Here is a 20693-nt window from a genome sequence, read left to right as displayed (position 1 = left end):
TAGAATGGCTAAAATTATAGGAATCGACTTAGGTACCACTAACTCATGTGTTGCTGTAATGGAAGGGGATAAACCTAAGGTTATTGAAAACAGTGAAGGCCACCGCACAACGCCTTCCATCGTTGCTTATACTGAAGATGGCGAGGTATTAGTGGGGCAATCTGCAAAACGTCAGGCAGTAACTAACCCTGATAATACTCTGTTTGCAATCAAACGCTTGATTGGCCGTCGATTTGATGACGCGGTTGTGCAAAAAGATATCAAAATGGTGCCTTACAAGATTATTAAAGCGGACAATGGCGATGCCTGGGTTCGTGTGAAAAACCAGGACAAAGCCCCACCACAAATTTCTGCTGAAGTATTGCGTAAAATGAAAAAAACGGCAGAAGATTACCTCGGTGAAGAAGTGAAAGAGGCGGTAATTACAGTTCCTGCTTACTTCAATGATTCTCAGCGTCAAGCAACTAAAGATGCTGGCCGTATTGCAGGTCTGGAAGTAAAACGTATCATTAACGAACCAACAGCTGCCGCTCTTGCCTATGGTATGGATAAGAAACGTGGTGATTCAATCATCGCAGTATATGACCTCGGTGGAGGTACTTTCGATATTTCCATTATTGAAATCGCAGAGGTTGATGGAGAACACCAATTTGAAGTACTTGCAACAAATGGCGATACCTTCCTGGGTGGTGAGGACTTTGATTTGGCGTTAATTGATTATTTGGCTTCTGAATTCAAAAAAGATACAGGTATTGATCTGCACAATGATCCATTAGCATTGCAACGTCTAAAAGATGCTGCTGAAAAAGCGAAAATTGAACTGTCTTCAGCGCAACAAACTGATGTTAATTTACCGTATATTACAGCTGATGCTTCTGGACCTAAGCATTTGAATATTAAATTAACACGCGCCAAACTTGAATCTTTAGTTGAGAAACTGGTTGAACGTACCGTAGAGCCTTGTAAAATTGCTTTGAAAGATGCTGGATTGACCGTATCACAAATCAACGAAGTTATTTTGGTCGGTGGTCAAACCCGTATGCCTTTGGTACAAAAAACTGTAGAAGAGTTTTTTGGCAAAGAACCACGTAAAGACGTCAACCCTGATGAAGCAGTTGCTGTGGGTGCTGGTATTCAGGCTGCAGTTTTATCTGGTGAAGTGAAAGATATTCTCTTACTTGACGTTACTCCTTTATCGTTAGGTATTGAGACTATGGGTGGAGTAATGACTAAGCTCATCGAGAAAAATACGACAATTCCTACCAAAGCCAATCAGGTATTCTCTACAGCAGATGATAACCAGACAGCTGTTACTGTGCATGTATTGCAAGGTGAAAGAGAACAGGCATCAGCGAATAAATCATTAGGCCGGTTCGATTTGGGTGATATCCCTCCCGCACCACGAGGTGTACCTCAAATTGAAGTAACTTTTGATATCGATGCAAATGGTATCCTTAACGTTTCTGCTAAAGACAAAGCTACCGGTAAGGCTCAATCAATAGTGATTAAAGCATCCAGTGGTTTGAGTGATGAAGAAGTAGAAGCAATGGTTAAAGATGCGAAATCTCATGCTGAAGAAGATAGGAAGTTTAAAGAAATGGCTGAGTTACGCAATCAGGCTGACAGTTTGATTCATAGCTGTGAAAAATCTATGAAAGATTTGGCAGCTGAACTCGCTGAAGATGAGAAAAAGGGCATAGAAACAGCAATTGCTGAGTTAAAAGAAGCAATTCAAGGCAGTGATAAAGCACAAATTGAAGAAAAATTAAAAGTGTTAAGTGATGCTTCTGCTAAAATGGCTGAGCGAGTTTATGCTAAAAAAGCATCTGAAGGCCAGGCCGGACAGGGGCAGGCGCAACAAGAACATGCACACACCCAAGAAGCGCCTAAAGCGGATGAGGGGGTTGTGGATGCAGAGTTCGAGGAAGTTAAAGACGATAAGAAATAATTGGCTATAGAGAGCTTAATAGCCTGGGTGTAGTAGCAATGTAGCCCGGGTACAAAGCGGAATCCGGGATTTAGAAGTTTATTGAAATTCCTGGTTCCGCTTTGCTGTACCCGGCTGCATTGTCCATTTTAATTTTTAATATTGTGAGTAGTTATGGAACAGCGGGATTATTATGAGCTTTTAGAAGTAAGTCGAACTGCAAGTGATGCTGAAATAAAAAAAGCATACCGTAGGTTGGCTATGAAGTATCATCCAGATCGTAATCCTGGCGACTCTGCTGCTGAAGAAAAATTTAAAGAAATTCAAAATGCCTACAGTATTCTTTCCGATCCCCAAAAACGTTCTGCTTATGATCAATTCGGCCATGCAGGCGTAGATCCCTCAATGAGAGGCGGTCAAGGAGGTTTTGGCGGTTTTGGTGGTTTTGGCGATGTATTTGAGGATATTTTTGAAAATATCTTTTCCAGCGGACGCGGCGCTGGGCGACAATCTCGTGGGCAACGCGGCGCTGATTTGCAATTTAATGTCCAATTGACACTCGAAGAAGCTGCCCAGGGTAAAGAAGTGCAAATAACTGTTCCCCGACATGGTACTTGCTCTACCTGTAGTGGGAGTGGAGCCAAAAAAGGAACACAGCCAAAGACTTGTGAAACCTGTAATGGTATGGGACAAGTACGAATTCAACAAGGATTCTTTTCCATTCAGCAAACTTGCCCCAGCTGTCATGGTGAAGGAACGATTATCTCTGATCCTTGTTCTGATTGTCATGGGCAGGGTAGAATGCGCGAAAGCAAAAAGCTTACGGTTAAAATTCCAGCTGGCGTGGACAATGGCGACCGGGTTCGTTTAAGCGGAGAAGGAGAGGCTGGCACGCATGGAGGTGGCCCAGGTGATCTTTACGTGCAAATCAGTGTAAAAAAACATGCTATATTTGAGCGTCATGAAACGGACTTGCATTGTGAAGTGCCCATAAGCTTTATCACCGCTGCTATGGGTGGTTCTATAGAAGTGCCAACCCTTGAAGGACGGGTTACTTTAAAAATTCCAGAAGAAACACAAACTGGGAAAGTCTTCCGTTTACGAGGCAAGGGAATGAAATCCGTACGCGGACATGGTCAGGGTGATTTATTATGTAAGGTGGTTGTAGAGACCCCAGTAAATTTATCACGCGAACAAAAAGAATTATTAACCAAATTCCAGGAATCATTGGAAAATGCTAAAGGAAAACACTCTCCACGCTCAAATTCTTGGTTTGCAGGTGTGAAAAAATTCTTTGAAGACATGAAATTTTGATACAAGTAAGTTACAATTGCACATATTTATCTAATGTGTGCAATTTTTTATCTTGTTAGCCACATGATTTGTAACCCTGATGATTGGAATGCGCCGGTCACAGCAGCTTGGGCCCAGTACAAACTCAGGTGAGGTTACAGAACATTTCGGGTCACTATGCGCTCCAGGCAGCAGATTCAATAACAGCCTCATTGGAAAGATACATTTGTATAACCAGATAGAGTAGATCCATGATGAACCAACCAGCAATTTTAGTGTTAGCCGATGGAACCATTTACGAAGGGATTTCAGTAGGAGCGACAGGTGATAGTGTCGGAGAGTTGGTTTTTAACACTTCATTAACCGGATATCAGGAGATGCTCACCGATCCTTCCTATGCACGACAAATCATTACTTTGACCACAGCTCATGTAGGAAATACTGGATGTACCCATGAGGATATGGAGTCTAATAAAGTGTGGGCAGCAGGTTTAGTGATTCGTAATGCATCACTAATCCATAGTAATTATCGAGCAGAACAATCCCTTTCTGATTGGCTCAAAAAAAATGGAGTAGTAGCGATTGCTGGAATCGACACCCGGGATTTGACTCTCCGATTGCGGGAGCATGGTGCTGTCAGTGCCTGTATCAGTACCGATGTAGAGAACCCTGATTCGGCTTTGGCGAAAGCAAAATCATTTTCAGGATTGCAAGGGGTGGATTTGGCCCTGGAAGTTTCCCGAAAAACAATAGAGCGATGGCATGAGGGACAAGGTGAATGGGGTAAAGGTTCTCAGCCTCAACAGTACCATGTAGTTGCGTATGATTTTGGGGTCAAGCACAACATTCTGCGTATTTTGCACGACAAAGGATGCCATTTAACTTTAGTCCCTGCAAAAACTCCTGCAGCAGAAGTTTTGGCGATGAATCCGGATGGAGTATTTTTATCAAATGGCCCCGGAGACCCCCAGGCTTGTGACTATGCCATTCGAGCCACCCAGGAGTTTCTGGAAAATAATATCCCCTTGTTTGGCATTTGTTTGGGCTTTCAGATTTTGGCTTTGGCTTGTGGCGGAGTGACCAAGAAAATGAAATTTGGTCACCATGGGGGCAATCATCCCGTAATTGAGACTGAAGGGAAAAAGCGGGTTTTTATCACCAGCCAAAACCATGGATTTGCAGTAGACGAGTCGAGTTTACCTGAGTGTCTTGAAATTACACATCGTTCTTTATTCGACAACACACTTCAGGGTATTAGACATAAGGAAAAACCGGCATTTGGCTTTCAAGGACATCCTGAAGCCAGTCCTGGACCTCATGATATCGAATTAATATTTAATGATTTTATACAATTGATGAAATAGGATATATAAAAATATTAAGAGGATTTACTTAATGAATGAAAATCATGTTTTTACTTCGGAATCGGTTTCCGAAGGACATCCTGACAAGATAGCAGATCAGATTTCTGATGCGATTTTAGATGCCATTTTAATGCAAGATCCGACTGCGCGTGTTGCTTGTGAGGTATTCGTTAAAACGGGCATGGTTTTGGTTGGTGGAGAAATTACTACTAAAGCCTGGGTAGATGTGGAAGCGGTAACCCGACAAGTAGTTAAAGACATAGGATATAACAGTTCACAAATGGGATTTGACTGGGAATCGTGTGCGGTACTTTCTGCTATAGGAAAGCAATCCCCTGATATCGCCCAGGGTGTGGACAATAAAGTAACGAAAACTCTTGGTGCCGGTGATCAGGGCCTGATGTTTGGTTATGCCAGCCGTGAAACAGACGTTTACATGCCAGCTCCTATTGCCTACTCCCATCGGTTAATGGAAAAACAGGCTCATTTACGTAAATCAGGAGTATTAACCTGGTTGCGTCCTGATGCAAAATGCCAATTAACCTTAAAATACGAAAAGGGTATCCCTGTTGAAGTGGATACCGTGGTTTTCTCTACCCAGCATGCGCCTGACGTTGAGTACAGTGATTTGGTAGAAGCAGTACGGGAAGAAATTATTAAAACAACGTTACCTTTGGATTGGTTAACTCCTAAAACACGTTATTTTATCAATCCGACCGGACGATTTGTTATCGGCGGTCCTTTAGGGGACTGCGGTTTAACCGGACGTAAAATAATTGTAGATACTTACGGCGGTATGGCACGACATGGAGGTGGATGTTTTTCCGGCAAGGATCCATCAAAAGTAGATCGATCTGCTGCTTATGCCGCACGGCATGTGGCTAAAAATATAGTAGCTGCAGGATTGGCTGACAAATGCGAGATCCAGGTTTCCTATGCAATTGGTGTGGCTGAGCCTACCTCAATTTTCGTTGAAACTTTTGGTACTGGCCGTTTGACCGATAGGGAAATTATCGAATTGATTCATACCCATTTCGATTTAACCCCTCAAGGTATAATTGAATATCATGATTTGCTTCGCCCAATCTATAGACAAACAGCCACCTATGGTCATTATGGACGCGACAATTTACCATGGGAACGTTTGGATAAAGTGACGGAATTACGCAAAGCTTTATAAAGGAGAAGGACTAATGGAATTAGTTAATAAAACAGGAGTTAAAGGCAGGATGCAAGATTATAAAGTAGCTGATATGTCTTTGGCTTCATGGGGGCGCAAGGAAATTGCCATAGCCGAAACAGAAATGCCTGGATTAATGGCTTTGCGTGAAGAGTTTGCTGCGGTAAAACCCTTGCTTGGTGCCCGTATCGCAGGCTGTTTGCACATGACCATTCAAACGGCAGTATTGATTGAAACATTGATTGCTTTAGGGGCTGAGGTTCGCTGGTCTTCTTGTAACATATTCTCTACCCAGGATCATGCAGCTGCAGCTGTAGCTGCCACTGGTGTTCCGGTTTTTGCATGGAAGGGTGAAACTGAGGAAGAATATTGGTGGTGCGTGGAGCAAACTCTTTCAGGACCCAATAATTGGACGCCCAATTTACTTCTCGACGATGGTGGGGATTTAACTCAACTCATCCATCAAAAATTCCCGCAGCTGTTATCCGGAATTAAAGGAGTTTCCGAGGAAACAACGACCGGCGTTGCGCGTTTGTATGAAATGGCCCGCAAGGGTGAACTGGAAATCCCTGCAATCAACGTGAATGATTCAGTGACTAAATCGAAATTCGATAACATGTACGGGTGTCGCGAGTCTTTATTGGATGGATTAAAGCGGGCAACCGATGTAATGATTGCTGGAAAAGTTGCTTTGATCCTGGGTTATGGAGACGTGGGTAAAGGCTGTGCACAAGCATTGCGGGGCCAGGGTGCGATTGTCCTGATTGCTGAAATTGATCCCATATGTGCGCTTCAGGCAGCAATGGAAGGATATCGGGTTGTGACTTTGGATGATGTTGCCGAACAAGTGGATATAGTGGTTACCGCTACCGGTAATTATCATGTAGTAACCCATGAGCATATGAAACGTATGCGAAACCAGGCAATTCTGTGTAACATCGGTCACTTTGATTCGGAAATTGACATACACAGTTTAAAACAGTATCCATGGGAAAATATTAAGCCCCAGGTAGATCATGTGATTTTTCCTGATGGTAAGCGCCTGATTGTTTTAGCTGAGGGTCGGTTGGTTAATTTAGGTTGTGCTACAGGCCACCCAAGTTTTGTGATGTCTGCCTCTTTTTCCAATCAAATTTTGGCGCAAATTGAATTATTTAAAAATGCTGCTCAATATGACCGGCAAGTATATGTGCTCCCCAAGATTCTGGACGAAAAGGTAGCTCGTTTGCATTTGGGACGAATCGGGGTTAAATTAACCCAACTTACCCAGGAACAAGCTGATTATTTAGGTGTAGGCATTAATGGTCCCTATAAGCCTGAACAGTATCGTTATTAGCCTTCCATTGGTAATCCGGAAATGGCATCACCAAACCTCAAGTCAAGAAAATGATTGATTTCCGCAAATTGGGTTCCATGGAACCCGATCCTCACGCCTTTAATTTCATATAGATGAGAATAGAATTCCAGGCTTGGCATAATCTTGTGTTTTCCCTGTGTCTTGTAGCATACTGAAATGCGATGTATTTCTATAAGGAGATTGTTGCATGTTAAAATCAGGGATTGCAGGCTTAGGCCTTTTAACTATGGCGCACTGCGTTTTTGCTTTGCCCGAGCAAAATACGATTCGCGTAATCATCAAATATAAAGAACAAATAACCAGCGTTTCTTCCTTAAAGTCACAAATAAAACAACAGACCCATTTACCCGTAAAAGAATTTAATCCTATGGCCAATGGAGCATTTTTATTAATTTTGGATGCAGCACAAAGTCCTTTAGCCAAAAGTAATGATGAGGATGAAAAATCCCTGATTCTGGAACGATTACGCAAAAACCCTCAGGTGTTGTATGCAGTTGAAGACCGGATAAGTTATTTCAAACCGGTACCTGATCCAGAAATTTTAGATGCAGGTAATTTGTTATCCCATGAAAGTCAATGGGATGAATTTGCTCGACCTGCCGGAATTATGCTGGAATCCGCACCCGGGTTCAAAGACGGGGCGTGGGCGTATACTACCGGTCTTTCAAAAAAACCAGTAGTAGTCGCTGTCCTGGACACCGGAATCGCTTTAAATGACAGTTTAATTAATAACCTGGTAAAAGACCGTGTAGGGAATTTATGGGGATGGAATTTTGCAGGAAATAATAACAACCTGATTGATGAAACCCGCTCTTATCATGGGACTCATGTTGCCGGAACCATTGCAGGTTATGGCAGTGTCATGAACGGTATGGGGGAAGATTTAAAAATTCTTCCTTTAAAAATTCCTGCTGCTAATGGCATGTTTTATGAAAGTTCAGTCATTAATGCGATTTATTGGGCTGTAGGAGGGGAGGTTCCAGGTGTCCCTACCAATATTCATCCAGCTCAAATTTTAAATATGAGTTTTGGTGTAGATAGAGGTCCAAAAGATGAAATTGATTATTGTGATCAGGCATTACAGGAAGCAGTCTTTTTTGCGCGCAAGAAAGGGGCAGTACTAGCAGTTGCAGCAGGAAATGACAACGTCTGGGAGCACTTTAATGCCCCTGCCGTTTGTAATGGCACCATTAAAGTTGCATCCACTGGTCCTGAAGGTCTGAGATCTTATTTTTCCAATTACGGTCCAAGCATTACCTTAGCAGCCCCGGGTGGGGACAAACGTTACGGTACTTGGGGAGGAATATTATCTACAGTGAATCCTGGCGGTGGCTATAATGGCTCTGGTTTTGATTTTTATCAAGGTACCAGTATGGCTACTCCCCATGTTGCGGGTGTGGCCGGATTAATTTTTGCTGCAAGTGAAACTCCACCTAGCCCGGAACAAGTAGAGCAATTACTGTATACGACCACCCATGATTTTGGTGTGAGTAGTGATCCTAATAAATCATGCGTGGGCAAAAAACCTTGCGGCCATGGTATTTTGGATGCTGAAAATGCAGTCAAGGCGGCTGTCGCAGGTTACGATCTCGTCTTTTCCGCTCCCAAAATGGAGCATTTAGCAGTTAGGGATTGTGGAAAAAATACACTTATTCCCAGCAAATCACACATTATTTCCGAAGGAGGTATCTGGATCCGAAATAATACCGTTTGCGAAACGAGTGAACACTTCCATAAACCGCATATTAAAAATGAAAATGGAAGTATCATTGCTGCTTATGGTTCTGTAAGTTATCGATTGGATTTAAGTGCATACAAGTCATGCCAGATAATTGGTTATGATGGAGTGGGATGTTATTTATAGTCTCTCATCAGTAAACTACATGGTTCTCAAAAATTCGTGCACCATAAGCGATGCATTTTTTTTGAGAACCTACTCCCCTCTTGATAAATAATTTTCCCCGTGAGCCAGCACAGCTTGGTGAAGGCTGACCTTAAAAAAAAGGGCGTAAACGTTTGGCAGAGGCGCGTTGTTCCAATTGTTCCGCAGACAGTTTTCTTAAAGGCGTTAAGGCAGGAGAAGGAGGGTGAGGTCTATAAAGGGAGGGCCTCGCATGAAGAACTTCCTCGGTTTGTTTCAGGAGAAATTCTAATTTTTGCTCTAATAAATCTTTTTTGTTAATTCGTTCATAAAGTAGTTTTGCTTCCCCAAGACCATGCACTATCGCCTGATAAAATTGGGAAATAGGTCCCCTAAGCGCCGCTATATGATCCAATACCGGTCCCACCGACTGATACTCTAAAAGAAGCGTGATATTTTCGGCAAATTTCTGGATCAAACTTAAAAAATGATTTTGTTGTGAAACCAGTTTTTGCAGCCCTTTGACCAGGGGATGTGGTTTAAGGGTTTTTTTTTGATGACTTACTACGAAACTTAAATGGTTTTGGTGGTAACGGTGGGTAATTTTCAATAGGGAGTTAACCAGCAGTGAAAGTGCATGGAGTACTTGTTTTAAATCCTCTTCTCCCAGGGCATATGCAAGTCGATCCAGATTCATGGTTCGGGAATGCCGAGGTTGGATGCCCAGGAGATAAAGCAGGTTTTGGTCAATGCTTAGAAGTGCAGAAAGAGCATCCTGGCTACCTAAACGGTACTGGAGAACCAACTTGATAGAGAACACCGTATCTTCCATAGAGGATTCTTCCTCTATGGGTGTTTCCAGCATTTCTTGCAGCAGATTTTCAGAAGAGTGCATACAATGTGAGGCTTCGTCCAACAGATTTTTTAATAGCTCTATATTAATCTCATTCATTACTTAAATACGCCAGATGGTGAGAAAAAAACATCTTATTATAATAATAACATTGGAATGAGGTTTTAACCTATAATTAGAAAACAAGAACCAATCCTAATCGAAATGAATTCAAACAAGAAGTTTTCAAATTTTAAGGAGTTTTATCCTTATTACCTTGAGGAACATCAATCAATAATGTGCCGGCGTCTGCATGTTATTGGTACATTTCTGGCTTGCTTAAGTTTTCTCTTTTTTCTGTTTACCTGGAACTGGTTGTGGATCATTTTGATGTTGGTTGCAGGTTATGGATTTGCCTGGATTGGACATTTTGTGTATGAGAAAAATAAACCCGCGACTTTTCAGTATCCTCTATACAGTTTAATGGGGGATTTTGTGATGCTATGGCAAATTCTTAGCAGAAAATTAAAGTTTTGATTTTGCAAACTTCCTTTGCTTTACTGTATTTTTGTATAAAATTAGTCTAAATTGCTAATAAATAATTCGCATAAGGAATATGCCATGATACTTCAGAGCCCAGCATTCGCACATAATGCTTTTATTCCCCCAGAATATACCTGTAATGGCATTAACCATTCCCCACCTTTGGAGTGGAAGGATGTGCCTGAAAATACGCAGTCATTTGTTTTGATTATGGATGATCCTGATGCGCCCATGGGTTTATGGGTGCATTGGATTCTATTTAATCTTCCTTCCAATTGCCATGAACTGAAAATAGGGAAGGGGATTCCCTCATCGACAATTAGTGCCCTGAACAGTTGGGGAAAATCAGGCTATGGCGGTCCCTGTCCGCCGAATGGTACTCATCGCTATTTTTTTAAGCTCTATGCTTTGGATACCATGTTAAATCTGGGGGAGCATGCGACAAAGAAAGAAATAGAAACAGCCATGCAAAATCATATAATTGAGCAGACCGAATTAATTGGAAAATACCATCAATGAGCTTAAAGCAAAAAAATTTGCATAGTTGAAAGCGAAGGGGAACTCGGTTAAGAAGCCCTGCATGACAGAGATCTCGAATTCCGCTTCGCAAGATTCAGCCTGAAACGACTTAGAATTTGGCAATGGTTAAATTACAACAGGATTCAGTTAGTTCATTCAAATGATCAACCACAGTACTCAAACATCGAGTAAGCAAATAAATGGGATTAAAAATAAGAGAAGCCAGTGAAGCACATGTTGCAATGATGCCCATAGTAGCATCGACAACGGTGTGTGCTGCGGCTGATTTAAATGCCGAGCATGCATCTGATTTTGGGCTAAAAATCGCGAATAGCAAAGTAGGGACAATTAACAACAAACTGGCAGCTAAATAAATAAAACTTTTCAAAAAAAACAATAATGCATTTACTCCTAGCCAAAGAGGGCTATGGATGGGGCGAACGAGAGTATTGGTGAATACCATCATGTCCCTAATAGGTTGAAAATACGTGGGGTTTGGAATAGGAATCAAATTAGAATATTTATTTCTTAAGGAATCATATTTTTTCCAGTAGGTATCTATATTTGAAAAAAAACTGGGCATAATACATCTCTTTATTATTATTTTTGGACGCGTATCATGCCAATTAATAAAAAAAAAGAAAATACCTAATCTAAAAATTAGTTACTTTTTAATAATCCGGATGAGGTCAGTTCCTAACCCGGATTGCAGATTCCTTAAACCCTATTAAGAAATTTTTCCACAAGCAATACGTTCGCCGCCACCACCCAAGGGAGGGTTATCACTGTAATTATCACCGCCCTCATGAATCATAATGGCGTGATCCTTAATGTCCTGAGTTTTTAACCGTGGTGCCAATACGATAATATTTGCTGTACCGTTAGGATCAACAACCAATACAGGCAAATCACCCAAATGACCTTCGCCGTATGGACCAAGATGTTTATTGGTATTTGCCGGATCCAGATGGCCACCGGCATTTTTGGCATGATCACCGCAGTCAGGATGTTGATGAATGTGGAACCCATGGATGCCCGCCGGAAGTCCGGTCAATTGGGGCTTAATGAGCAAGCCGTATTTACTGTCTTCAAAAACAATTTTCCCTACTGAAGCTCCAGCTGTAGTTGAAACCTCGCTTGTTACCGTGTCAGCAAAGGCTACAGACGCTGCAAACAGCGCCAAAGTCCCCAGAATGGTTTGTTTTTTTTGTTGGCTTTTCTTCATGTTTAAATCCTTTTTCGTGACAATTTTTTTAATCTAACATAGCATATTAGCAATAGAACATCTAAATAGTGAATTAAATAACGTGAATAATTAGAGACTGCCAGAAATTAATTACGTCTTTAAGGTTTTATTATGATTAAGAATTATTCAACACCCAACATAAGAACAGCTACATTAGAAGATGCCGAGGCCATAGCACAAATCCATATCTGTTCCTGGCAAAAAATGTATCGCGATTTTATTCCAGAAATCATTTTACAAAACTTATCTTTAGAGGAGCGCACCCAACAATGGTATGATTTGATCAAACAGGAAGTTAAAGTATTGGTATTGGAAATTGAAAATCAAATCATTGGTTTTGCCAGCATTTGCCCTTTTCGCAATTTTAGCGAAGACAATTCCATGGGTGAAATCAGTGCTATTTATTTACATCCAGACTACTGGCGCAAAGGATTTGGAACGCAACTGTGTAAGGCTGCAATTTCTGAGCTTACGAATCAAGGCTATAAAAAAATACTTTTGTGGGTGTTTGAAGATAATATTCAAGCCCGCAAATTTTATGATGCTTTGGGTTTTGAGGCCACCAGCTCTACTAAATTAGAAGAGTTCTATGAGGGCGGGGCCTTATTAAAAGAAGTTCTTTATCAAAAAATACTTTAAATTCAGGTTCCGCAGAACGTTTGATGTACTCGTTCATGGGGCAAAGGCAAGCTTTGTAGGTGCTCCGTGTTTTCCTGTTGCTGAAAAGGGTTTTTCAAAACAGCTAAAAGCGCGTCCATCAAGCTACTATCCTGATGTTCAATAAACGCTTTTATTGCTTTGTCCACCAAATGATTTCGTGGGATATAAGCAGGATTCACCTGATTCATCCTGGATTTTATTTCCATAGCATCCATGTTTTGGTGTTTCACACAATTTAACCAATCATTAACCCACTGCACACTCAAGGGCTGATTTCCCAATAATTTGCTTAGATCCCGCTGACTCTTTTCACAATCTACAGCTTTACCCAGGAGGCGAAAAGTATTTGTATAATCAGGCTTAAATTGCTGCAGTAACATAATAAAATCCTTTACTAAGGAAAAGGTTTGCTTTGTTTCCTTAAATAATCCCATTTTTTCTCGTATCTTAGTATTCCAGTATTGAGAGAAGCTGGTGTTAAAAGAGTCGAGAATTTCTTGCAATTTGTGTAATGATTCCTTTTCTTGCACTAAATTCAATAAGGTCTGACTAAACTGTGCCAAGTTCCACTTGGCTATAGAGGCTTGATTTCCAAATGCATAGCGTCCATTTACATCGATGGAGTTAAATACGCTGCCTAAATCAAATTCATCCATGAAGGCACAGGGTCCAAAGTCAATGGTCTCGCCAGAAATAGTCATATTATCCGTATTCATGACTCCGTGAATAAATCCTACGCCCATCCATTCTGCGATGAGAAAAGCTTGACGGTCCACTACTTTTTGAAAAAATTCGAGGTAGGGGCTTTCGTACGCTAAAATGTCAGGATAATGGCGTTGAAGAGCATAGTCTGCCAGGGACTTTAACAGATGATTGTCTTTTTGGGCGGCAGCATATTCGAAGGAACCGACTCTTAAACTGCTGGCCGCCACACGTGTTAACACGCCTAAGGGTACAGGCCCTTCTTGGCGGTAGATGGTTTCTGTGCTAGCGATTGCAGCCAGACAACGGGTTGTTGGAATGTTTAAGCCATGCATTGCCTCGCTTATCAGATATTCCCTCAAAACAGCCGAAAGGGGTGCGCGGCCGTCGCCCATTCGTGAAAACCGTGTTTTTCCAGATCCCTTTAATTGTATATCCCAGCATTTTCCATCGGGGCTGCGAATTTCCCCAAGTAATACAGCGCGTCCATCCCCCAAAAGAGGGACATAGTATCCAAACTGATGGCCCGCATAAGCTAAGGCAATACTTTTAAGGTGTGGCGGGACTGTATTCCCGGCATAAAAAGTTAAAAGTTTATGTTCACAAGCAGAAGTAGAGTCAGGGACTGCAAGATAAGCTGCCAATTCCTGATTGAATTTGACTAAAGAGGGGTTTTCAATTGGGGTAGGGGCTACTACCTCATAAAAACTGGGTGGTAATTGCAAATATGAAGAAGAATAAATATGAGGAGTCAAATCATGCATAAATAATGTATCTTAATTTTTAATTATAAGTCACAGAGCTGGTTTGCTCTGAGCGGTATTTGTTTAAAAATTCTTCGCCTTTCCTTCCCCCGTCACTCTGTTGGATTCTGTTTACATACCCATCCCACCCGGGAAGATTTTCCAGAGCTCCTGAAGCAACAATTTTTTGCGTTTCTTTTTCATGAGCCGCATGTACTTTGTCAAATTCTTCTTTTTTGCCAATAAATAAATTAACTTGTATGCCTTTTTCTTCAGATGCTTTGACAAATTCAGCGATTTCTTCATCTGGTGTACTGTCAGGGAAAAATGCGACCAGTTTGGGTTGATAATCCGGGGCGGCATTTTTAGGATGGGCAATTGCTTCAAGTGCAAGATCCCTCATGCAATCTCTTTCTTCTTTTGTTGCATTGTCCGGAAGTTTTATGACCCAACTGTGAGGATAAAATTTATTCTCTAAGGTAAATTTGGCGCCGGAGTTTTTGGAAATAAATTCAACATAAAGGGGGTTAACTTTGTTTTTATTATACATTTCTTTAAAAAAAGCTTCAGTTGGCCGCATTTCAAAAAGTAAATCAGGATGCGCTTTGTTTGTGTGGGCCAATGCTTTCAAAAGTTCTTCAAACCACTCTTTTGCAGCCTTTTTTTCTTCTTCGATCTTTGATTTCATAAATTACCCACAGATGAATTTATAGCTTTCCCTAATTATATATCAGATTTCCTGGAGAAAATATTCGCAGATTATTTAATAAGTAAGAGTTCGGTAAAACCTACTTATACATCCTATGTTATTCCTTCATTTTTATTGATTGATTAATCGATAAATCAATAGGGCAGCACGTTGGGTTTGTGCGGTAAGTGAAGGAATATCTAAAGTTTCTTTGACTGAGTGTCCCCCTGTACCTACAGGACCTAATCCTGATAATGTCCCATTCAGCATAGAGGCAATATGGGAAATATCACCTGCACCTCTTGCTCCGGGATCAAGAGGAAGTACCATTCCTTGTCCCAACTCTTCACTCACGTCACTATATAATCTTAATAAAAATTCATTGCCCGCAGTAGGCGCCATACTGGGAATTGCATCTTGAAATTTTATGGAAGCAGTGGTTCCAGGTAAATGGTTGGCAACAATAGCCTCGATTTTTCTCTCGGCATCATTTTTTTGATCTTCAGTAATGAAACGTAAGTCTCCATTTGCTGTGGCAATTTTTGCGATTACGTTTTCCTTTCCAAAAGCATTCCCCTGACTGTCATTTTTCTTGTTTATCGTGGTGCCTCCCAGGATAAATCCCGGATTAAATGATAAAAAATGTTCCTTACCAAGCTGGATGCGCATTGTATTTAAGATCCTCACTAACTCGTAAATAGCGCCGTAACCTGCTTTTTTTTGAAAAATTTCTGATGAATGTCCTTCATTCCCATGGACTTCCAAGTTCCAGAGAGTAATACCTCTCCGGGCAACTGTCGCAGTATCTGAGGTGATTGCCCATTCAAAATCCAGGGCGATATCACTTTCTTTTGCTGCGTCAATCAACGGTTTTCTTGAAATTGAAACCGGCTTACCGGCATCCTCCTCATCGCCAGTCAAAACAACCGTTATATTGGCATTTTCCAATGCTTTAGCCTCTTGTAACGCTTTTAATGCATATAGGATAACAACTAGCCCACCTTTGTCATCAATGATTCCCGGTCCTGTGGCGCTATTTCCTGTGCGCTTAAAGTGTTGAAATGAGCTATTTGCAGGAAATACAGTATCGAGATGTCCAATCAAGAGCAGTTTTTTTCCTTTATTTCCCCGGTGGTGGGCAATCAAGGTTCCTGCGCGATGCAGGTCAGGGGGTTCTTGATACCAATAGGTTTTAAATCCCAGTTGAGTGAACTGTTTATGCACAATCGCCCCTACCTGCTGAATTCCCCCAAGGTTTGTGGTGCCGCTGTTTATATTAACCAACCGTTCCAATAAGGAAAGTTGCTCCTGGGATTTGGTGGAAATATTCTGGGCTATATTTGCTTCTACTGGAGAGAGGCCACCTGCATTTGCCATGGGCTCAAATAGCAACAAGAAAATCCAGATTAGCTTTCGCATTTATTTTTATTTCCAAAATTTAAATTAGGTTATGGAAGAATAATACACTGCTTTATAAAAGAGAAAACAGAATAATTTTCAGGTTCACCAAGGTAGTTATATTAAAAGAATCCATACCAAGCATTAAATCTTGATGCAGATAGTTCCAATCTCCTCTTTTCTATTGATATATCGAAAAATTCCGATATACTAATAAATATGAACCTTTTACTCGTTATAAAAGCGCTCTCTAATGAGCACCGTCTTAAAATTCTTGAATGGTTAAAAGAACCAGCCAAATACTTTACTTCGTCACATTGTGATGTCAGTACAGATGGTGTGTGTGTGGGTTTGATTGAACAAAAAACTGGATTATCCCAATCCACCGTCTCGCAATATCTTTTGCAGCTGCATCAGGCGGGGTTAATCCTTATGGAGCGTCGCGGACAATGGACTTATTGTAAATTGAACAAACCATTTATTAGTGAATTTTTAACCCAATTGCAAAAAATTTTGTAAAAAATTTTGTAGGTATTAATCGGAAATTTGCAATATATAGATTTCCATTATTCTAAGGAGAATTAATATGACGCAGCTAGACTTACTTTTAACTCCATTTCAGTTAAATAAAACCTTGCGCTTAAAAAATCGAATTGTCATGGCGCCTATGACTCGTAACATGGCTCAGGATGATCTCAGTCCAACTCTCCTCATGGCTGAATATTACGCGAAGAGGGCAGATGCAGGTTTAATTATTACTGAAGGTACAATTATCAGGTCAGATGCTAAAGGATACAGTAATGTCCCGGGTATTTTTACCCGTGAACAAATTGATGGCTGGAAAAGAATAACTGACTCTGTTCATGCGAATAATGGCCATATTTTTTCACAAATCTGGCATTTGGGCAGGGTGTCTCATCCTTATTTTTTAAATGGGGCCTTACCCGTGTCCGCTTCAGAAACGTTAATGAGTGGCAGAGTATCCAGAGCGGATGGTTTAACTTATGGGAGATCACGCGCGGCTTCTTTAGAGGAAATAAAAGAAATTGTTGAAAGCTATGCAACAGCTGCCGAAAATGCGATTGCAGCAGGATTTGACGGAATCGAGATTCATGGGGCCAATGGGTATCTCATCGATCAGTTTTTACATTATCATACGAACCACAGAACAGATTCTTACGGAGGAACTCCTGAAAATAGGGCGCGTTTTGCTTTAGAAGTGGTGAAAGCTTGTGGTGATGCTATTGGATATCACAAAGTAGGTATCAGGTTATCACCTGGAGCATATCTCAATGAAATTGTTGGAGACAAACGCGACGCACAAGTATTTCAGTATCTTCTTGAGCAATTGAATCAACTGCCCATTGCATACGTTCATACCGGAAACTTTAATGATAAAGTGACTTTCGAAGAGTTAAATCAAAAAACCATGACTGAATTTATGCGGACTTATTTTAAAGGAATACTCATTGCAACCGGGAGTTATGATTTTGAAGAGGGACAAGAAAAAATTAAGAATGGAGAATTTGATTTATTAGGAATTGGCAGGCCTTTCATCGCCAATCCTGATTTAATTCAGAAATTACACAATCATCAAACAATAAAACCTTATGATGCATCGATGCTAACTACTTTGCTCTGATTTACCAGGATTTATTTGCGATGCCACGAAATTAAGGGTTTGCATACAGGGAAAATAACCTTGTTTTGAAGTTTGGGTAAGAATGCGCTCACAACATGTTGCCAGGGACATAAAATCCTGTGATGTATCTCCTTGATGCAAAAGATAGGTAGCTACTGCTTTAAATAGAGTGAGGCTCGAGACCAGTTTTCGGGCATCAACTTGCCCGTTCATGAGCGTGACTACAGGTATCTTTTTTTTGAGTTGCTGTTCTATTAATTGGACCATTGCGTAATAATTCTGGAAGAGCTTTTCATTTTGTAGATAATCACACGCTTCTTTGAAATCGGTAATCCCAAAAAATTGCGCTGTTGCACTAAATCCAAGCTGGTGCAGCTGAGGAAAAATATACCATATCCAATGGCTTTGCTTTTTTCCGGCTTTAAGTTCTTCATAAGCCTGTTGCAACGGAATATACATTTCTTGTCCTTGCTGGGCTTTGATAAAGCGCTGAATGGTGCTCATCAGAATGTACCTGAACCAAGTTTCCTAAAAAGTTTATAGCATGAGAAAAGGTTAAGGTACAGTTAGTGCCGATTAATAGGATGACAGAGGCGAGCCAGGATGATGATTTTTACTTTAGAGCACGCCTGTATTCGGCTTCTTGCAAGCGCCTTGCAAACTCTTCATCTGATTCCCCTTTAACAGCCTCTGCCTTATCGATATTATCGATATCGATTTTATTTTTAACCTGGGAAAACAACCCATGGGTTGATGCAGCATGAATGAGATCGGTTACGTGTTGGCGGTAATTATTTACTTTATCAGTTTTAATTTGGGTGCTTACAGTAGCGTTAATTACCTGTTTTTCTTTTTCAGAAAAGTTTCGATCCTCGTTTTTCGGTTTTGGGGCTTTGCGAGGAAGCTGATCCACCTGGGTTGTCCAATGCATCCCTTCATCCTTACCCTCATTATTTAAAATAACCGTGGGTAAATGGGGATCAGGCTCTCCATTCAATTTACCGATGACGTGTAGATTTATATGAAGGCGGGCCGCTACTTCTTTTAAATCATTATGTGTTGCCCATCTACCTTCTTCCTGAATCTTTTCCACACCTCTTAAAATAACTGAATCAGGATTTTTTTCGGTACTCCTCATTACATCTTTTAATAATGCTTCTTTAACGTGGGCATTTTCTATACGGTGTTTTTGTGCTTCAGAAAGCTTTTTTTGTAACTTGGGTTGCAGTGAACGGGCTGTACTTTGTGCTAAGTTTGTGACTTCAGGAGCTAGAGCTAATTCATTAAAATGGCTAAGTTCTTCGAGAGAACCTTTCCCATATAAGTAAAAGTGCACCAATTCCATAAACTTGCCGAAAACCGGGGTACTTTCAACCTTTGTTTTACCCCCTTCCAGTGCTCGTTCAATTCCTATTTTGCTGATTAAATCATCTGTATATGCTCGAGTGGCAATAGTCCTTAAAGACATTTGGAGAGTGGACAAAAGCTTTGTTTGATAACTATAGGGGGATTCATACAACTGATTTAAATCAAAGCTGATAATATCCCGCAAGCTAACACCCTTAAGTCCTTCATTTTTCCAACGTACAAAGGTATCGCTTTTTCCGGAGAGTGCATATTCCTTCTGAATGATATCTATTAAACCTACTGCAAAAGCATAAAATCCACAATCACCCCCGCCGGGATTGTTTATTCTGTATTTGCTATCAAAACTTTTAGTTATTCGAGGCATTTTTAATATCTATTTAAGGATTCAGTTTTGCAATGTTTATATTAATTATACAAGATTAACATTAACTAATTATTATGGGAACCATATCTCTTAAGTGATCTAATAATAGACAGAGAGATTTTAATAAAATAAAATAAACGATTTTGTTTCATACATAAAATGCGAAAAGCGCTCAAAGGAGGTTCTGGAATATGAGTATGATTGATAACAGGATTGTGAAAGCTTCCTTTAGAGAAAATCCGGTAGAAGAAAGAAAACTTTTTCCTCAATCTTCTTGCCTGATGCCCATTAGCGTGGGGCAGGCCATTCATGAAGATGAAAAATTTGCAGCAGTTATCAAGCTCATAAACGCATCATTCAAGCAATGCACCATTCTTGTTGATGACAGCGTTCAACGCCACACAATAGGTATCATGAACCATGCCACAACGGAAGAATTGTATCAACTCGCGGTTAAAGAAGGGGATGAGTGGTTAAAGCGAAACCAGAGGTTCTATAAACAATTAACGATTCCTTTTGAGATTATGCGCTGGGATGATTGGTACAATAGCCCCAACTACATTAACAGCCATTTACGAGTCCAAAAGGAATATGATACGAACAAAGCGTTTCAAAATGCGATTCATGCAAATATTGATGATTTTTTAACACGCTATTTAAGCCGTTTTTCTCCTGCAGATGTTGATCATGAACGGGCATTCAGACTCTGTCTTGATTATTTGATTGAAGAATGCTCAGTAATGTGTCTGTGGACAGAACAAAAGTATGATTTTGAAGTTTATCCTAGTGGCAGAAACAAAGCCATGGCAGCTACTTATGAATTTTTAATAAAACCGCATCACCCAAATTATTTAAGGCCTGTTGCACTTCGATTTAAAAAATATCCTGCAAAAATTACAGGAGACAATCTGAATTTGATCCAGGAACAGGTTCACGAAAACGGTTCGATGGTGGGAGGCTTTTAAAAAACAGGATTGGCCCTTAATTTCTTCAGCCGCTCTGCGCA

The 20693-nt window shown here is 40.7% G+C and carries 20 protein-coding genes; 12 read left to right on the top strand and 8 right to left on the bottom strand.

Going from position 1 to position 20693, the window contains the following annotated elements:
* Positions 1–4: 4 nt before the first annotated feature.
* From dnaK to KYQ_RS11560, 6 genes are all read left to right on the top strand, one after another.
* Positions 5–1948 (top strand): molecular chaperone DnaK, encoded by a 1944-nt coding sequence (gene dnaK / locus KYQ_RS11590; protein WP_010654429.1) that lies wholly within the window; start codon positions 5–7, stop codon positions 1946–1948.
* Between the two features lie 153 nt (positions 1949–2101).
* Positions 2102–3241: a molecular chaperone DnaJ gene (dnaJ, locus tag KYQ_RS11585; protein ID WP_010654428.1), complete on the top strand. Its 1140-nt coding sequence runs from the start codon at positions 2102–2104 to the stop codon at positions 3239–3241.
* Between the two features lie 230 nt (positions 3242–3471).
* Positions 3472–4584 carry a glutamine-hydrolyzing carbamoyl-phosphate synthase small subunit gene (gene carA, locus KYQ_RS11580; RefSeq protein WP_019350117.1) on the top strand — a complete coding sequence of 371 codons (1113 nt, stop codon included), beginning with the start codon at positions 3472–3474 and terminating at the stop codon, positions 4582–4584.
* A 31-nt stretch (positions 4585–4615) separates the two neighbouring features.
* Positions 4616–5764: a methionine adenosyltransferase gene (metK, locus tag KYQ_RS11575; protein WP_019350116.1), complete on the top strand. Its 1149-nt coding sequence runs from the start codon at positions 4616–4618 to the stop codon at positions 5762–5764.
* 13 nt (positions 5765–5777) lie between these two features.
* Positions 5778–7100, top strand: coding sequence for an adenosylhomocysteinase (gene ahcY / locus KYQ_RS11570; protein WP_010654425.1), 1323 nt, complete (start codon positions 5778–5780; stop codon positions 7098–7100).
* Between the two features lie 208 nt (positions 7101–7308).
* Positions 7309–8985: a S8 family serine peptidase gene (locus KYQ_RS11560; RefSeq protein WP_010654424.1), complete on the top strand. Its 1677-nt coding sequence runs from the start codon at positions 7309–7311 to the stop codon at positions 8983–8985.
* 130 nt (positions 8986–9115) lie between these two features.
* On the opposite strand, the gene KYQ_RS11555 is transcribed toward KYQ_RS11560, so the two are convergent.
* The gene (locus tag KYQ_RS11555; RefSeq protein WP_019350114.1) at positions 9116–9934 is read right to left on the bottom strand and encodes a hypothetical protein; all 819 of its coding nucleotides are present in this window, start codon (positions 9932–9934) and stop codon (positions 9116–9118) included.
* A gap of 105 nt (positions 9935–10039) precedes the next feature.
* Here KYQ_RS11555 and KYQ_RS11550 point away from each other — a divergent pair, with 105 nt between their 5' ends.
* Together KYQ_RS11550 and KYQ_RS11545 are read left to right on the top strand one after the other, a co-directional pair.
* A complete protein-coding gene (locus tag KYQ_RS11550) occupies positions 10040–10351 on the top strand; it encodes an Mpo1-like protein (protein ID WP_019350113.1) in 312 nt (103 codons plus the stop codon).
* Positions 10352–10435: 84 nt separating this feature from the next.
* Positions 10436–10876, top strand: a complete 441-nt coding sequence (locus KYQ_RS11545; protein ID WP_010654421.1) for a YbhB/YbcL family Raf kinase inhibitor-like protein — start codon at positions 10436–10438, stop codon at positions 10874–10876.
* Positions 10877–10985: 109 nt separating this feature from the next.
* Here KYQ_RS11545 and KYQ_RS11540 read toward each other — a convergent pair whose 3' ends face one another.
* Together KYQ_RS11540 and KYQ_RS11535 are read right to left on the bottom strand one after the other, a co-directional pair.
* Positions 10986–11459 carry a hypothetical protein gene (locus KYQ_RS11540; protein WP_019350112.1) on the bottom strand — a complete coding sequence of 158 codons (474 nt, stop codon included), beginning with the start codon at positions 11457–11459 and terminating at the stop codon, positions 10986–10988.
* A 144-nt stretch (positions 11460–11603) separates the two neighbouring features.
* Entirely contained in the window at positions 11604–12101 is a 498-nt protein-coding gene (locus KYQ_RS11535; RefSeq protein ID WP_010654420.1) for a superoxide dismutase family protein, read from the bottom strand.
* Between the two features lie 132 nt (positions 12102–12233).
* On the opposite strand from KYQ_RS11535, the gene KYQ_RS11530 reads away from it, so the two are divergent.
* Positions 12234–12761, top strand: coding sequence for a GNAT family N-acetyltransferase (locus KYQ_RS11530; protein WP_010654419.1), 528 nt, complete (start codon positions 12234–12236; stop codon positions 12759–12761).
* Positions 12762–12763: 2 nt separating this feature from the next.
* Here KYQ_RS11530 and KYQ_RS11525 read toward each other — a convergent pair whose 3' ends face one another.
* The 3 genes from KYQ_RS11525 to KYQ_RS11515 all read right to left on the bottom strand — a co-directional run bounded on the left by KYQ_RS11525 (position 12764) and on the right by KYQ_RS11515 (position 16334).
* Positions 12764–14248 carry a protein adenylyltransferase SelO gene (locus KYQ_RS11525; protein ID WP_019350111.1) on the bottom strand — a complete coding sequence of 495 codons (1485 nt, stop codon included), beginning with the start codon at positions 14246–14248 and terminating at the stop codon, positions 12764–12766.
* A 19-nt stretch (positions 14249–14267) separates the two neighbouring features.
* Positions 14268–14915 carry a hypothetical protein gene (locus tag KYQ_RS11520; RefSeq protein WP_010654417.1) on the bottom strand — a complete coding sequence of 216 codons (648 nt, stop codon included), beginning with the start codon at positions 14913–14915 and terminating at the stop codon, positions 14268–14270.
* A 132-nt stretch (positions 14916–15047) separates the two neighbouring features.
* Entirely contained in the window at positions 15048–16334 is a 1287-nt protein-coding gene (locus tag KYQ_RS11515) for a M20/M25/M40 family metallo-hydrolase (RefSeq protein ID WP_019350110.1), read from the bottom strand.
* Between the two features lie 198 nt (positions 16335–16532).
* Here KYQ_RS11515 and KYQ_RS11510 point away from each other — a divergent pair, with 198 nt between their 5' ends.
* Positions 16533–16832, top strand: coding sequence for an ArsR/SmtB family transcription factor (locus tag KYQ_RS11510; RefSeq protein ID WP_010654415.1), 300 nt, complete (start codon positions 16533–16535; stop codon positions 16830–16832).
* 67 nt (positions 16833–16899) lie between these two features.
* Entirely contained in the window at positions 16900–17955 is a 1056-nt protein-coding gene (locus KYQ_RS11505; RefSeq protein WP_010654414.1) for an alkene reductase, read from the top strand.
* On the opposite strand, the gene KYQ_RS11500 is transcribed toward KYQ_RS11505, so the two are convergent.
* Both KYQ_RS11500 and KYQ_RS11495 read right to left on the bottom strand, forming a co-directional pair.
* Positions 17938–18459, bottom strand: a complete 522-nt coding sequence (locus KYQ_RS11500) for a DUF1810 family protein (RefSeq protein WP_010654413.1) — start codon at positions 18457–18459, stop codon at positions 17938–17940. The two genes, KYQ_RS11505 and KYQ_RS11500, sit on opposite strands and share 18 nt — an antisense overlap.
* Positions 18460–18568: 109 nt before the next feature.
* The gene (locus KYQ_RS11495; RefSeq protein ID WP_010654412.1) at positions 18569–19687 is read right to left on the bottom strand and encodes a hypothetical protein; all 1119 of its coding nucleotides are present in this window, start codon (positions 19685–19687) and stop codon (positions 18569–18571) included.
* 191 nt (positions 19688–19878) lie between these two features.
* Between KYQ_RS11495 and KYQ_RS11490 the strand changes: the two genes are divergently transcribed.
* The gene (locus tag KYQ_RS11490; RefSeq protein WP_010654411.1) at positions 19879–20652 is read left to right on the top strand and encodes a hypothetical protein; all 774 of its coding nucleotides are present in this window, start codon (positions 19879–19881) and stop codon (positions 20650–20652) included.
* Positions 20653–20693: the final 41 nt, after the last annotated feature.

It is taken from the genome of Fluoribacter dumoffii NY 23, from assembly GCF_000236165.1.
Taxonomy (GTDB): Bacteria; Pseudomonadota; Gammaproteobacteria; order Legionellales; family Legionellaceae; genus Legionella; species Legionella dumoffii.
Note: the sequence above shows the minus strand (reverse complement) of the source record. Positions and strands in the feature narration are given on the sequence as shown.

Excerpts from the sequence above, each read along its gene's own strand:
- ahcY (WP_010654425.1), top strand. The coding sequence starts at position 5,778 with ATGGAATTAGTTAATAAAACAGGAGTTAAAGGCAGGATGCAAGATTAT.
- KYQ_RS11520 (WP_010654417.1), bottom strand. The coding sequence starts at position 14,915 with ATGAAATCAAAGATCGAAGAAGAAAAAAAGGCTGCAAAAGAGTGGTTT.
- metK (WP_019350116.1), top strand. The coding sequence starts at position 4,616 with ATGAATGAAAATCATGTTTTTACTTCGGAATCGGTTTCCGAAGGACAT.
- KYQ_RS11500 (WP_010654413.1), bottom strand. The coding sequence starts at position 18,459 with ATGAGCACCATTCAGCGCTTTATCAAAGCCCAGCAAGGACAAGAAATG.
- KYQ_RS11490 (WP_010654411.1), top strand. The coding sequence starts at position 19,879 with ATGAGTATGATTGATAACAGGATTGTGAAAGCTTCCTTTAGAGAAAAT.
- KYQ_RS11540 (WP_019350112.1), bottom strand. The coding sequence starts at position 11,459 with ATGCCCAGTTTTTTTTCAAATATAGATACCTACTGGAAAAAATATGAT.
- dnaJ (WP_010654428.1), top strand. The coding sequence starts at position 2,102 with ATGGAACAGCGGGATTATTATGAGCTTTTAGAAGTAAGTCGAACTGCA.
- KYQ_RS11510 (WP_010654415.1), top strand. The coding sequence starts at position 16,533 with ATGAACCTTTTACTCGTTATAAAAGCGCTCTCTAATGAGCACCGTCTT.
- carA (WP_019350117.1), top strand. The coding sequence starts at position 3,472 with ATGATGAACCAACCAGCAATTTTAGTGTTAGCCGATGGAACCATTTAC.
- KYQ_RS11535 (WP_010654420.1), bottom strand. The coding sequence starts at position 12,101 with ATGAAGAAAAGCCAACAAAAAAAACAAACCATTCTGGGGACTTTGGCG.
- KYQ_RS11560 (WP_010654424.1), top strand. The coding sequence starts at position 7,309 with ATGTTAAAATCAGGGATTGCAGGCTTAGGCCTTTTAACTATGGCGCAC.
- KYQ_RS11530 (WP_010654419.1), top strand. The coding sequence starts at position 12,234 with ATGATTAAGAATTATTCAACACCCAACATAAGAACAGCTACATTAGAA.
- KYQ_RS11515 (WP_019350110.1), bottom strand. The coding sequence starts at position 16,334 with ATGCGAAAGCTAATCTGGATTTTCTTGTTGCTATTTGAGCCCATGGCA.
- KYQ_RS11525 (WP_019350111.1), bottom strand. The coding sequence starts at position 14,248 with ATGCATGATTTGACTCCTCATATTTATTCTTCTTCATATTTGCAATTA.
- KYQ_RS11495 (WP_010654412.1), bottom strand. The coding sequence starts at position 19,687 with ATGCCTCGAATAACTAAAAGTTTTGATAGCAAATACAGAATAAACAAT.
- dnaK (WP_010654429.1), top strand. The coding sequence starts at position 5 with ATGGCTAAAATTATAGGAATCGACTTAGGTACCACTAACTCATGTGTT.
- KYQ_RS11545 (WP_010654421.1), top strand. The coding sequence starts at position 10,436 with ATGATACTTCAGAGCCCAGCATTCGCACATAATGCTTTTATTCCCCCA.
- KYQ_RS11555 (WP_019350114.1), bottom strand. The coding sequence starts at position 9,934 with ATGAATGAGATTAATATAGAGCTATTAAAAAATCTGTTGGACGAAGCC.
- KYQ_RS11505 (WP_010654414.1), top strand. The coding sequence starts at position 16,900 with ATGACGCAGCTAGACTTACTTTTAACTCCATTTCAGTTAAATAAAACC.
- KYQ_RS11550 (WP_019350113.1), top strand. The coding sequence starts at position 10,040 with ATGAATTCAAACAAGAAGTTTTCAAATTTTAAGGAGTTTTATCCTTAT.